The sequence below is a fragment of the Corynebacterium sp. genome (assembly GCF_030530965.1).
Classification (GTDB): domain Bacteria; phylum Actinomycetota; class Actinomycetes; order Mycobacteriales; family Mycobacteriaceae; genus Corynebacterium.
This window is the reverse complement of record NZ_JAUMTY010000047.1, coordinates 1-13341: the sequence shown is the minus strand read 5'-3', so window position 1 is coordinate 13341 and position 13341 is coordinate 1. Positions and strand designations below refer to the sequence as shown.

13 protein-coding genes and 1 pseudogene are annotated in these 13341 nt (G+C 57.1%); all 14 read left to right on the top strand.

The annotated features are described in order from the left end of the window. Nucleotides 1-162, top strand: a pseudogene (locus Q3981_RS08540) (30S ribosomal protein S16); the annotation flags it as partial. A gap of 127 nt (nt 163-289) precedes the next feature. Continuing rightward, nucleotides 290-562, top strand: coding sequence for a KH domain-containing protein (locus tag Q3981_RS08535; RefSeq protein ID WP_052292482.1), 273 nt, complete (start codon nt 290-292; stop codon nt 560-562). A 40-nt stretch (nt 563-602) separates the two neighbouring features. Beyond that, a complete protein-coding gene (locus Q3981_RS08530; RefSeq protein WP_012731814.1) occupies nt 603-1250 on the top strand; it encodes a ribosome maturation factor RimM in 648 nt (215 codons plus the stop codon). Nucleotides 1251-1289: 39 nt separating this feature from the next. Then, nucleotides 1290-2234 (top strand): tRNA (guanosine(37)-N1)-methyltransferase TrmD, encoded by a 945-nt coding sequence (gene trmD, locus Q3981_RS08525; RefSeq protein ID WP_303125268.1) that lies wholly within the window; start codon nt 1290-1292, stop codon nt 2232-2234. Beyond that, complete coding sequence (locus tag Q3981_RS08520; protein WP_303125260.1) at nt 2209-4578, top strand: Tex family protein; 2370 nt, start codon at nt 2209-2211, stop codon at nt 4576-4578. The genes trmD and Q3981_RS08520 overlap by 26 nt, the downstream gene beginning before the upstream one ends. A 292-nt stretch (nt 4579-4870) precedes the next feature. Continuing rightward, a complete protein-coding gene (rplS, locus tag Q3981_RS08515; protein ID WP_012731811.1) occupies nt 4871-5212 on the top strand; it encodes a 50S ribosomal protein L19 in 342 nt (113 codons plus the stop codon). Nucleotides 5213-5933: 721 nt separating this feature from the next. After that, nucleotides 5934-6998 (top strand): triacylglycerol lipase, encoded by a 1065-nt coding sequence (locus Q3981_RS08510; protein WP_303125259.1) that lies wholly within the window; start codon nt 5934-5936, stop codon nt 6996-6998. Nucleotides 6999-7245: 247 nt separating this feature from the next. Next, entirely contained in the window at nt 7246-8094 is an 849-nt protein-coding gene (gene lepB, locus Q3981_RS08505; protein WP_303125266.1) for a signal peptidase I, read from the top strand. Between the two features lie 157 nt (nt 8095-8251). Continuing rightward, nucleotides 8252-8890 (top strand): ribonuclease HII, encoded by a 639-nt coding sequence (locus Q3981_RS08500; RefSeq protein WP_303125264.1) that lies wholly within the window; start codon nt 8252-8254, stop codon nt 8888-8890. A 71-nt stretch (nt 8891-8961) separates the two neighbouring features. Next, on the top strand, nt 8962-9267 hold the full coding sequence (locus Q3981_RS08495) for a DUF2469 domain-containing protein (RefSeq protein ID WP_012731807.1): 306 nt from the start codon (nt 8962-8964) through the stop codon (nt 9265-9267). 287 nt (nt 9268-9554) lie between these two features. Further along, nucleotides 9555-10019 carry a YraN family protein gene (locus tag Q3981_RS08490; protein ID WP_303125258.1) on the top strand — a complete coding sequence of 155 codons (465 nt, stop codon included), beginning with the start codon at nt 9555-9557 and terminating at the stop codon, nt 10017-10019. After that, a complete protein-coding gene (locus tag Q3981_RS08485) occupies nt 10019-11689 on the top strand; it encodes a YifB family Mg chelatase-like AAA ATPase (RefSeq protein WP_303125263.1) in 1671 nt (556 codons plus the stop codon). The genes Q3981_RS08490 and Q3981_RS08485 overlap by 1 nt, the downstream gene beginning before the upstream one ends. Continuing rightward, nucleotides 11679-12986, top strand: coding sequence for a DNA-processing protein DprA (dprA, locus tag Q3981_RS08480; protein WP_303125257.1), 1308 nt, complete (start codon nt 11679-11681; stop codon nt 12984-12986). Before Q3981_RS08485 ends, dprA begins: the two co-directional genes overlap by 11 nt. Nucleotides 12987-13051: 65 nt before the next feature. After that, the coding region (locus tag Q3981_RS08475) for a site-specific integrase (RefSeq protein WP_303125256.1) at nt 13052-13341 on the top strand (290 nt) is incomplete at its 3' end.

Here is a 13341-nt window from a genome sequence, read left to right as displayed (position 1 = left end):
CTCTTCAACGAGGCTCTTGCTGAGGCGAACAATGGCCCGACCTTGGAGGCCATCACCGAAAAGCGCAAGGCTGCGAAGAAGGCTGCTGAAGAAGCAGCGGCTAAAGAAGCCGAAGCTGAGGAAGCTGCTGAAGACAAGGCTGAGGAAGAATCAGCTGAGTAGTTTCACGTTCTGTGGGGCTGTGCCTCATAACGTCTAGCTTGTGCTTACCCGGTGTGCAGAGTGACTCTGCGCACCGGGTTTTGTTTTGCTCCAGTTCCTCGGGGCCGTAGGAACTATAGTGGCAGCTATGACGAATGCATCTCCCTCCGATCTCCGCCGCACCACATCAGAGGTGACGTCGTCGGAAGAAAAAATTGTTCTCCACCTTGTCCGGGGTATTGTTCCTCACCCCGACGACGTGACCGTACGGACGACTTACCGGGGCCGGCAGCACGTGCTCATCGTTTACGTCCACCCCGACGATCGCGCCATGGTGATCGGGCGCAAAGGCCGTCACGCCGAGGCACTTCGCACGATTCTGCGCAGCCTCGACCGTGATACCCGGATAGAGATTCGTTAACGTATTCGCTCCGCGGCCATGATTTTGTGATAATGACGTCGTGACCAAGCATGATAATTCCGCGGACGATCCCAATTACGTACAGATCGGTCGCGTCGTCAAGCCACATGGGGTCCGGGGAGAATTCGTCGTCGAGCCAACCACGGATGACCCCGAGGGGCGCTTCGCGGTGGGAAGCGTCGTCAAGGCCATGCCCGTAGGTGGGCGCCAGCGTCGGAATGGCGGATCTCAGGAGCCTTTTACGCTGACCGTGGCGTCGGTTCGGGGGCACCAAGGCAGAATCATCATGAAGGCGGAGGAAATTCCGGATCGCAACGCCGCCGAGTCTTTGCGGGGAGTGCGTTTCGTTGCGGAGCCGGTTATCGACCACTCCGGCGATGAGTTTTATGACTTCGAATTGGAAGGGCTTCACGTCCTCACCGTGGGTCCAGTGAGTGCGGAGGAAGCGCACGCGCGAGCCTATGAGGGGGCTCAACCAGAGCCCGAGGACATCGGAATTGTCAAGAATGTGTTGCGCGGCCCTGCCCAGCGCTTGCTGGAAGTGGAGATAGAGTCCGCTGATACAGCGTCCGATGGTGCGCCGCGGACGGTCCTCATTCCATTTGTCCAGGCCATTGTGCCGATCGTCGATATCGACAATGAGGCCATTGTTGTCACCCCGCCCGAGGGATTGTTGGACCTACCGTAGGAGGACAGGATGGATAAGGAAACGACCGTGCCTCACCACCTGCGGCTTGATGTCATCACCATCTTTCCCGCCTACATGGAGCCCTTGCGGCACGCCTTGCTGGGTAAAGCAATCGAGCAGGGGATCATCAGCGTCGGCGTTCATGATCTTCGGCAGTGGGCGTCGGGGGTTCACAAGTCCGTCGACGACTCACCCTATGGTGGCGGCCCGGGCATGGTGATGAAGCCCGACGTGTGGGGGAGCGCGCTTGACGACGTCGCCCAGGGCACTGGCCCCATCGCTGAGTCCGCGGACCTTGTCACGGCTGAGCGTCACCGTCGCCAACCGAGGCATGATGACCTCCTCGATTCATCTGATGACGTCAGCGGTTCGTCGGTTCAGGTCGTCGAAACTGGCCACTCTGGTCAGTCTGGTCATTCTGGCCACACCGCTTCGTCGACGCCGGTACTCGTCGTACCAACCCCGACAGGTACTCCATTCACTCAGGAGTTAGCGCATGAGTTAGCCCAGGAAGATCACCTGGTTTTCGCCTGCGGCCGTTATGAGGGCATTGACCAGCGGGTTTTCGACGACGCCCGCGGTCATTATCGCGTTCAGGAAGTGTCGATCGGCGACTATGTTTTGGTCGGCGGTGAAGTTGCTGTGCTGGTCATGGCGGAAGCGATTGTTCGTCTGATCCCGGGTGTTCTTGGTAACCGTCGCAGCCACGAGGAGGATTCGTTCTCTGAGGGGTTGCTGGAGGGGCCGAGGTACACGAAGCCACGGTCGTGGCGCGGTCGGGATGTCCCCGATATTTTGCTGTCGGGCGATCACGCGAAGGTCGATCAGTGGAATCGCGAGCGTGCCTTAGAAATCACGGCCCAACGTCGGCCAGATTTGATTGAGCGCTGCCGGGCTGCAGGGCTTCTGAGCCATGCTGACGGTGAGTGGCTAGAGCGCAACGGCTACCATCGGTCGGGTGATTATTCAGACCCTCGCTCATGAATTAGGTGTTACCGAGCAACAAGTCCGCACGACTGTTGACTTGCTGGACCAAGGTAATACGGTTCCGTTCATTGCCCGCTACCGCAAGGAAATGACGGGCGGTCTCGATGACGCCCAGCTCCGCACCTTGTCGGAGCGCTTGACCTATCTGCGGGAGCTCGAGGATCGCAAGCAGACGATTCTCGAAGCAATTGATAGCCAGGGCAAGCTGACCGACGAGTTGCGGGAGCTCATCCAGCAGTGCGACACGAAGGCCCGCTTAGAGGATCTGTATCTGCCGTATAAGAAGCGCCGCAAGACGAAGGCAGATAAGGCGCGGGAAGCTGGTCTTGAACCGCTCCTTGATTCCTTACTTGCCGACGCCACGCTGGACCCGGAATCGGCCGCGCAGTCCTACACAACCGAGGGGTTTGAGGACACGAAGGCGGCGCTGGAGGGTGCCCGCGCTATTTTCGTTGACCGCTTAGCGACGAACGCGGATCTCGTCGGCCATATTCGCGATAGGGTGTGGGATTCTGGCGCCCTCGAGGCTCACGTGGTGGAGGGCAAGGAGCAGGAGGGGGCTACCTATCGGGATTATTTCGACTTCGCGGAGCAGCTCTCGGATGTGCCGTCGCACCGCGTGTTGGCTTTGTTGCGTGGTGAACGTGAGGGGATCATTTCTCTCTCGATCGATCCCGGTGACGACGCTCCCTATGTTGGCCTCATTGCCGACGATGCGGACCTGGGGAGCGCTATTGACCACGATGGTCCCGCCGCGGACTGGATTGAGAAAGCGATTCAGTGGGGTTGGCGGACGAAACTGAGCGTCTCAGCGAGCTTGGATGCCCGCATGAGGGCGAAGGAGAAGGCCGAGGCAACGGCGGTAGAGGTCTTTGCGAAGAACCTCCACGACGTCCTGCTCGCTGCGCCTGCTGGCCAGAAAGTGACGATCGGTCTCGATCCCGGGTACCGCAATGGCGTGAAAGTTGCGGTGGTTGATGACACCGGAAAAGTGCTGGATACGACGATCGTGTACCCCCATCAGCCACAGAACAGGTGGTCCGCGGCTATCGATGAATTGGCGACGATGTGCGCTCGCCACCATGTTGCCCTGATGGCTATCGGTAACGGAACCGCCAGCCGCGAGACAGAGAGACTCTCCCGAGAGGTGGCGGCCAGGGTGAAGGAGCTGGGCGGCGACGCCCCGACCCCCGTGGTGGTGTCAGAGTCGGGCGCCTCCGTCTATTCGGCGTCGGAACTAGCGAGTAAAGAGTGCCCTGATCTGGACGTTTCCCTGCGTGGGGCGGTGTCGATTGCCCGCCGTCTACAAGATCCTTTAGCCGAGTTGGTCAAGGTAGATCCGAAATCGATTGGTGTTGGGCAATACCAGCATGACGTCAACCAGTCATCCTTGACCGATGCTCTGAACGCTGTGGTGGAGGATGCGGTTAACGCGGTGGGCGTTGATTTGAACACCGCATCGGCTCCGCTGTTGACCCGGGTGGCCGGCGTGACGCCGACCATCGCCGAGAACATTGTGGCGTATCGCGAAGACAACGGTGCTTTCGATTCGCGCAAAACCTTGACGAAGGTCCCACGCCTGGGGCCGAAGGCATTCGAGCAGTGCGCAGGTTTCTTGCGTATCCGTGGAGGTTCGCAGCCGCTCGACGCGTCGGCAGTACACCCGGAGTCGTACGGCGTTGTGTCGACAATTTCGGATGCGACTGGGCTGGACGTGGACCACCTCATGGGCAATTCCCGCGTACTCAGTGGGCTCGATCCTGCTCAGTTTGCCCAAGGGGCTGTGGGCATTCCGACGGTGACCGATATCATCGCTGAACTCGATAAACCGGGCCGCGATCCGCGTCCGGAGTTCCGGACCGCGACGTTCAAAGAGGGCATAGAAAAGGTTTCTGATCTCACTCCCGGGATGGTGCTTGAAGGCACGGTCACGAATGTTGCCGCCTTTGGTGCCTTCGTTGATATCGGAGTCCACCAGGACGGGCTCGTCCATGTGTCGGCGATGAGCGACCGCTTTGTGTCGGATCCGCACGATGTTGTGAAGTCCGGCCAGGTCGTTCGCGTCAAAGTCATGGACGTGGATACAGATCGGCAGCGAATTGGTTTGTCCCTTCGGTTAACCGACGAGCCGGGGGACAAGGGCCAACGCCGGCAAGGTGAACATCGCGAGGACCGTCGAGATGGGCGCGATCATGCCTCTCATCGACGTGGCCAGGGTTCACGCAAGCCCAATCATGGTGGTCGCAAGTCTCATCAGGGAGGTCGCCGAGGATCGAGCAATCGACGTGAGCAGGGTGGTTCCATGGCCGACGCTCTTCGTCGCGCCGGGTTTGGCAAGTAACCGGGAGCCGACGTCGGGATCCTCTGACTCAAGTTTCACCCGACACGCCGGTTGCGTCGGCGGAGTTGGAGAAATTGCTGCTGTAGTGCAATAATTTCGAGGTTGTCTGTTTCGCCGAGTGCAAGCGAAAGCCGTCGTTGTAATAATCGACGTTGGTGCTGGGATGCTGCAACGCTGTCCCGGAGCATTCTGCGTGACTCGACAGTGAAAATGTACTGGGTACGAACCGGCCGAGCGCCCTCCAGGGAAGTGCCGCTAGGTTCCTCTGCTCCGACCACGAAGGATCGTATTTATGAACATTCTTGACAAGGTTGATGCTGCATCGCTGCGCGACGATATCCCGGAGTTCCGCTCCGGCGATACCGTTGATGTCCACGTGAAGGTTATCGAGGGACAGAAGTCCCGTATCCAGGTGTTCCGTGGCGTTGTTATCCGTCGCCAGGGCTCCGGCGTCCGTGAGACCTTCACCGTCCGCAAGGTGTCGTTCGGCATCGGTGTGGAGCGTACCTTCCCGGTTCACACACCGAACATCGACCACATCGAGGTTCTTACCCGCGGTGACGTTCGCCGCGCCAAGCTGTACTACCTGCGTAACCTGCGTGGTAAGGCAGCCAAGATCAAGGAACGTCGTTAATCGACTATCCGTCGTTAACCACCTTGGTGGTTTAACAAGGAAGACCAATGTGAGTGCTCAGGCAAATCGCATTGGTCTTTTTCTATGCCAACTTTTGTCGTATTAGCCTCGTATTAGGCCAGGGAGAACCCAATTTTGGCGCGCGAAGCACCGATGCACAGAAGAAGGAGCCGGTAGACGGAAAACTGCGGGAAAAGCTACACCTGGAGCCCATCTAGAGCCCGAAAAGTGCGGGGAATACGCGCCCCGAAATAAAAGTGCGGAGGTATATGGCCAATTTTCGGCCATTTTTCGCCCATATTCCCCCACAGTTTTCACAACCGACCCCGATATTGCCCCGCAGTTTTCCGGCACGCGGGCACATTTTTGCCGTAAAACCTTGAGAACTGACCCATTAATCCTTAAGTACGCCACAAGGCCTCTCACGAATATGTGGGCGCCAATCACGCCGTTTACGTAGGAACCATCGACATAGCGGGGGTGTTCCCACCTTAAACGGGGGTAATTTTCGTTGCGTAGCCCTTTTTCTACGGTTCCGTAGGTAGTTTCAATGTTGGTTCTTCAGTTCCCCTCTCGAATGACTGCGAGCAACTACTGCAGTGTTGTCATCGAGATCTGTTGAAACCTTCTTTTTACTGGATCGAATACAGGTTGCACTCAGTCGCGGTGAATGAACTCTGGTCACGTCGAGTCGAGTGCAAGGTTGTGTGAAAGGCTCAGAATGCTCTCATCGCTTCACTCGTCGACGAAGAAAGTGGCCGCGTGTGTCCTTGCTGCCGCTACTGCTATTGCCGGAATGACAGGTGCGGTCGGCACCGAACCACAGGCTTCGGCCAAGCCCATCACGACGCAGGTTGATCTTCCCGCGGCGAAGGATGTTCCGTGGGCTGAAACCGTCGGCCATGGACCAAAAGAAGACAGTTTTGTTCAGGCGACATTGCTGGGTATGGCCAATCCGGCTCTTGCCCCGCAGGGCGCAAATGTGGAATGTACGCCGCGTCCCGGCGAGAATCCCATTGTTTTGCTTCACGGTTTGAACTCGAATTTCTATTCGACGTATGCCCGGATGGCTCCGGAACTGGCAGCTGCAGGTTTCTGTGTCTATGGCTTCAATTACGGTGACCCTCGGCCCATGACGGCCGAAACCGCGACGGCACCCGGGCTAGTCCCTGGACTGAATGGCCTTAACCCGATGGCGGATAGCGTGGATGAAGTCACCGCCAAGATCGATGCAATTCGCGATAACCTCGGGGGCAGCGATGTCGACATCATCGGTTACTCCGAAGGCGGGTCGATGGCAGCTGCGTACACCAAGCGCAAAGAGGGCAAGGGCATCGGCAAGGTCATCACCCTCGGCGGTGTCCTCAAAGGCACGACGCTGCTCGGCGTTAACCACCTTTATCAAGAGCTCGACGCCGCTCAATTACCGATCAGCACCGTCGTCGGCAAACTGGGTGGACCGGCGTCGAATGATCTGTTGACTGGTTCAGATTTCATGACCCACGAAATGAGCGACATCGAGGTTCCTGGCGTCAAGTATGTGTCCATTTCGTCCCACGCTGATTTAGTGGTCACGCCGACGAGCCATGCACAATTCACGACGGCTGCCGAATCGGGCAAAGACGTTGATGTCAGCAACATTGTGACGCAAGACGGATGCAACAAGGACTACGGCGATCACCTCTCGTACACGACGAATCCGCGTGTGATTGCCTACGCGAAGAACGCGTTGGGCCGGGATGTTGCCGTTCCGTGTGTTCCGGCGGTCTTGTTCGCGACGTCATAGGCGGTGTCCACTGCGGAGGTGTTATCCCACTGCGATCTGCCATCGCGGTGGAGACATCATGTTTTGCTGAATTCTGCTGGTACTATGACGGCCTGTGACCGAAACTAACCCATCGGGCTGGCGCCCCCGTACGAGCCCTGAGCGTTTACGTGCGTCGAGGGGGAAGAACATTGACCGCCCGTCACCTGATGGGCGACGAGTTCGGCGTCAGCCATCACGGACCTCGGTTAGACATGACAGCAGAGCGCTGCGTGAACGGCAGAATTCTCGTGGTGGCAGCGTCGGCAATAGGCCTTCACACCGTAGGACAGAACGTCCCAACCCCCCGGCAGAACGTCGTGCCACGCGTGCTGCTGCTCCGTCGAAAAGCGAGGACTCGAAGAAACAGTCACCTCGTTCTGAGCGTCCGTGGTATATCGATGTCCCCATCATTATTGCGATTGCGCTGATAGCGACCATCGCTTTTCAAGCAGTGGTGGGGCGGGTTTATGTCATTCCTTCTGAGTCTATGGAGCCCACGCTTCATGGATGTACGGACTGCAATAATGACCGAATTTTCGTCAATAAAATGGTGTATGACTTTAAAGACCCCAAGCCCGGCGACGTGGTGGTATTTAAAGGTCCCGAGTCCTGGGATAATGCGTACACAACGAGTCGATCGAGTAATCGGATTGTCCGTGGTTTTCAAAACTTAGGGTCGTATATCGGACTCGTGGCACCAGACGAAAATGATCTTGTTAAGCGTGTCATAGCAACCGGTGGGCAGACAGTGGAATGCTTACCTGGCGATAAAGGGGTCAAAGTTAACGGGAAGGACATTGATAATTCGTATATCATGAACCCGCCCTCCCGGAGCGTCGATACCAAAGGTGGCTCGATTGCCTGTGGGGGCGAATACTTTGGGCCCGTGAAAGTTCCCAAGGATTATCTCTGGGTCATGGGGGATAACCGCACCAATTCGAGAGATTCGCGGTTCCATATGGGGGATCAATATCAAGGAACTGTTCCGGTGGATAATGTGATTGGTCGCGTTGATGCTCGCATTCTGCCGTTCAATCGGATAGGTACTGTGAAGCATCCTCAGATTCAGTCGTAGGGGATCGGTTGTGCTGACAACGTCGGGGCGTGCTCTGCTGGTTGACGGGCATTCGCGTACTTTTAACCAGGTGAGAGCATGTGTAGAAACGAGTAAACATGCTGGTACCAAGCATGCTGGTGCGCGGTTGACCATTCAGGCCACGCGAATTCGTCGTATGCCACAAGCCCGGACATATGAGCATGCACTGGCCAAAGCCGGGTTAGGTCCCGTCGCCGGTGTGGATGAGGCAGGTCGGGGAGCGTGTTGTGGTCCGATGGCCATAGCTGCGTGCATATTACCGGCAAAGCCCATTCATCCCCTGGATAAGCTGACTGATTCTAAGAAACTTTCTCCCACAATGAGAGAAAAACTGTTCCCGATTATTAAGGATTCCGCGGAATCATGGTCAGTCATTCTTATTCCAGCTGCAGATATCGATAAATATGGGATCCAAGCCATGAATATCGCTGGAATGCGCCGTGCCGTGGGTGCTTTAGACCAGCGCCCACACTATGTTCTTACCGACGCCATGCGAGTCGATGGGCTGACGCAACCGCATCTTCCCATCATCGGTGGGGATTCGGCTGCCCGGTGTATCGCGGCCGCAAGCGTCTTGGCGAAAGTTACTCGTGACCGTTACATGTGTGACCTTGCGGAGCGCTACCCCGGGTACGGTCTGGAGAAGCACAAGGGCTACGGGACTGCTCAACATATTGACGCGGTGCGCCTCCACGGCGGGACGCCCGAGCATCGTTACACTTATCGGAACGTGGCCGAGGCGGTAGGTGCGTACCGTGCTCATCATTCGATCTGATCGTCTGACCTTTATTGAATTGACGTACATTATGTCGTATATCCGGATCTGCTGTGGAGGATTGAGTTTCAGTGAGTGCTGAGGATCTTGAAAATTTCGAGGCCGACGTCGAATTATCCATGTATCGCGAATACCGCGACGTGGTAAGCCAGTTTTCGTATGTCGTGGAAACGGAACGTCGGTTTTATTTAGCTAATGCGGTGGAGCTCATACCTAATAATTCGAACGGGGAAGTCTATTTCGAAGTTCGGATGTCGGATGCCTGGGTGTGGGACATGTACCGGCCCGCTCGTTTTGTTAAGTACGTGCGAGTTATCACCTTCAAAGACGTCAATATCGAGGAGCTAGATAAGCCGGATATCCAGCTTCCGGATTAGGTCGATTCGCGCTAGCGAGAATCGAGAGAGCGTTTTCAGAGCGCTTTCGTTCGAGCCCCTTTTTAGAGTTCTTTTTAGTGCTTTTGTGCCCACGTGCTCAGAGCACACATAGGGCCAGTAGCACGTTGTGTGCTCTACATAGTGTGCTTGTTACCTAGTTATCCCCAGGCCGGAAGTTATCCCCAGCGACGGATGGTGTTCACACCGAATGCCGACGTCGCTGGGGATTTTTATGAGAAGCTATTGCCCACACGGATATGACTGACATCAGTAGTAGGGGGGTCGCGGTGGGGACTGACGGTAGTAAACAGACACAGCTTTGTCTTGACGACGATTACGTGTCGGCGTTTGTAGGGAGTTGTTCCACTCAGCTTTTAGGCCGGTGGGGCGAAGATCGCGCAGCCGAATGGCTTGTCCGCCAAGGGTTCGTCATCGTCGACAGGAACTGGCGCTTTCGCGGTGGCGAGTTGGACATCGTCGCCACAACGAACAGCAGCGCGGCCAACTCACCGACGGTCTGCGCCGTCGTCGAGGTCAAAACGCGTCGAACTCAATTCTTCGGTGGAGGAGTTGAGGCCATAACGCGCAAGAAGCAGCAGACCCTCCGCCGGGGAATGAGCCAGTGGCTAACCGCCCACCCCGACATCCATCCCCAGTTCATCCGTATCGATTTGATCGACATTGCAGTTCATCCCCCTAGCGACGGACTGCCATGGCGTTGTTCGCTCGAGCACTTTGAAGAGGTGGCGTGATGACCGTCGGGCGGACCTACTCAGTGGCCCTTCAAGGGGTATCTGGAATCCCTATTTCCATTGAGGCGGATTCTGGTCCGGGCTTACCCGGAATGAACGTTGTTGGCCTGGGGGATACAGCGGTATCAGAGGCGCGCGACCGCATCCGATCAGCGGCGAGAAACTCCGGCCTCGAGTGGCCAAAAACGAAGATCGTGGTCAGCCTTTCGCCTGCGTCGTTACCAAAGAACGGATCCGGCTATGACCTTGCTCTGGTGATCGCGGTTTTAGCCTCGAATGCCAGCAGGTCTGCGAATGGATCGCGTGGCTCGAAGACACGTGACCGAGATATAAAAGCTCGGCTTGATTCGACGGTTTTTATCGGCGAACTGGGACTGAACGGTGATGTCCGTCCTGTTGCTGGTGTGCTCCCCGCCGTGATCGCAGCGCGTGACCAGGGAATGACGGCTGCTGTTGTTCCCGTGGCGAACGCAGCGGAAGCCTCCTTGGTTGCGGGTATTTCGGTGTGGGCTGTCACCTCACTGCGCGCTGCATGGGCGTGGGTGTGCACGGGACAACCGATGACGGGTGATCAATCGGCGTTGATCTCAGAGGCTGTGCAGCACGCGTGTATTCGCTGTGAGCATCACCGCGTATCGTCTGCGACCAGTCACGACGAGACTCTGGACATGTCGGAGGTTTTCGGTCAAGAACTAGCCCGGCGTGGTATCGAAATTGCAGCTGCCGGTGGCCATCACATGCTTCTCATCGGCCCACCTGGGTCGGGGAAATCAATGTTGGCCGCGCGTGTACCCACAATCCTCCCGCCTTTAAGTGAACAGGAATGCCTTGAAGTGACGGCGATTCATTCGTTGTCGTCAGAGACGATGACCGACGTGGTCACTCGTCCTCCGTTTGTGGATCCGCATTATTCGATCTCAGTCGCCGGTCTTATTGGTGGGGGTTCGGGGCGTCCGCGGCCGGGCGCGATCAGTCGGGCGCATCACGGTGTGTTGTTTCTTGACGAGGTGGGGGAGATGAAGGCTCGCGTCCTCGATGCTCTACGCACGCCACTTGAGCAGGGCTATGTGCGGATTTCGCGCAACCGTTTTTCCGTCGTGTATCCATCGAATTTTCAACTGATTATGGCCGCAAATCCGTGTCCCTGTGGTGCAGCAACGCCTCAGGAATGTCGGTGTACAGGTCGCGTTCGCTCGACATATGTGTCCGGATTATCAGGTCCACTATTGGACAGAATCGATCTTGCTGTGACGACGGCACCGAAGGGATCCATGGTGTCGTCGGTGCGTCGTAGTGAATCGTCAGAAGCGATACGACTTCGAGTATGTCAGGCCCACATGCGTGCTCGGCGACGATGGGAGTCCGCCGGGTTAGGGCCGATCACGAACTCCCGCGTCCCAGGAAAATGGATCCGCGAGTGGTTAAGCACCGTCCCGATGGTGGCCAGTTACGTCGACTATTTATTACGAACGGATGCGGTCACTCAGCGAGGGGTTGATCGGCTGTGTCGGGTTGCGTTCACCATTGCGGATCTTGAGGCAGGGGCGGCTGATAGTAGTGACGAGGGTTCGTCGGGGATAGACGAGGGGTTCGAGCTTTCTCACGTGACGCTCGACCATTTTGATGAAGCACAGTCTTTACATGAGGGGGTAGACAACATTGGGCGATAACGGTACCTGTAACGCAGGTCAGGCAGATGATTGTGAGAGCGGGCGAGCAATTAAGGGAAGCGGGTCGAATAAAGCAGCGCCCTCTTTGGTTCATTCGGCCATTTTTAAGGACGCGCCAGATTTTACGGCGCGGCATCAGGCGTGGGCTTATCTCAATCGCGTTGTGGAGGGCCCGAATGCGCATCTTTTGGCTCTGATTTGGGAAAGTGGGGAATCGGATCCGGTTTCTGCTGCTGTACGGATCATTCGTCGTGATCCGAGTCTTCCGCCCAAGGTGTTGAGTGCCACCGAGTCGCGATATGAATGGTTCCAACCGCTGGCCGACCTTCATTCCGCAGCCTCCGTCGGAGGGCGTTTTATTACACCCGATGACGACGCATGGCCCGGCCCAGTACTTGCCGAATCTTTTCACGTTTCCCGCATCGCCGATGGGGCGAAATCCCATCATAATGATGCGATCCCTCCGCACGGGTTATGGGTGAAAGGTGGGAATGCTCGGGCCTTGACGGAGAAAGCGATTACTGTTGTTGGCACACGTGCTGCCACACGGTACGGGAATGCGGTCGCCGCAGATATCGGCGCGGAGTGCGCTACTCACGGATGGACAGTGGTCTCGGGAGGCGCCTTCGGTATCGACATTAGCGCGCACCGTGCAGCCCTCCGCGTCGGTCATTCCACTGTTGCCATCGTTGCTCACGGCATTGACGTCACTTATCCCGCAGCCCATAGAACTGAGTTCAATGACATCGCTCGCGAAGGAGCGGTGATCACGGAGTATCCCCCGGGCACGCGTCCGGCCCGGCATCGATTCCTGACCAGAAACCGACTATCAGCGGCCTTGGGGCAAGGGGTTGTGGTTATCGAGGCAGGTTATCGCTCTGGCGCGCTCAATACCGTGAGCTGGGCCGAAACGATGGGCAAGCAGGTTTTCGCAGTACCCGGAGCAGTGACATCACGATCATCCCACGGCTGCCACCGACTCATCCGCGAAGGTCGCGCCGAGTTGATTGAAAGCGGGGCGGACCTTATCGAATCACTGAGTCCCTTAGGAACCGTGGACAGCGATGCCCAGTTGGAAATGAATTATCCAGCGACGGACGTCCAGCGACTCGATCGACCGTCGTTGCGCGTGTTTGATGCGGTAAGCGGTAAGAGATCTGACGCAGCCGCCATCGCCGCGTCGTCCGGTCTGCCCTTGGTTCAGACCATGACGATCTTGTGTGAACTGAGAGACAAGGGACTAATTAGCCGGACCGGGAACCTCTGGCAACGTGACACTGCTGCGTCCTCGGTGTAATCGCGTACTCGGTCTAATTCCAGGTCCTCGGTGGGATCGTGTCTCGGCACCTATACTCGATACACATGGCCGGAACACCGAATTCACCCGATACTGGTTCCAGTAAAGACCGGAATGATGCTGCGCCGGATAACGAACCGGCCGTATCGGCGCAGTGGGACGGCATCATTGAGGACTATCTAGACTTCCTCACATTCACCAAGGGTCGCAGTGAGAACACGGTCAAGGCTTATCGCAACGATCTTCACTCGCTTGTCGACGGGCTAACGACGGTTGATCAGCTCACTTTGCACCACATACGACGCTGGCAGGCGGATGCTTTGCGCGCCGGGCATGCGCGATCGAGTCTTTCGCG

Coding starts and splice junctions, on each gene's coding strand:
- Q3981_RS08535 (WP_052292482.1), top strand. CDS start 290: ATGACGAATGCATCTCCCTCCGATCTCCGCCGCACCACATCAGAGGTG.
- rplS (WP_012731811.1), top strand. CDS start 4,871: ATGAACATTCTTGACAAGGTTGATGCTGCATCGCTGCGCGACGATATC.
- Q3981_RS08510 (WP_303125259.1), top strand. CDS start 5,934: ATGCTCTCATCGCTTCACTCGTCGACGAAGAAAGTGGCCGCGTGTGTC.
- Q3981_RS08500 (WP_303125264.1), top strand. CDS start 8,252: ATGCCACAAGCCCGGACATATGAGCATGCACTGGCCAAAGCCGGGTTA.
- Q3981_RS08485 (WP_303125263.1), top strand. CDS start 10,019: ATGACCGTCGGGCGGACCTACTCAGTGGCCCTTCAAGGGGTATCTGGA.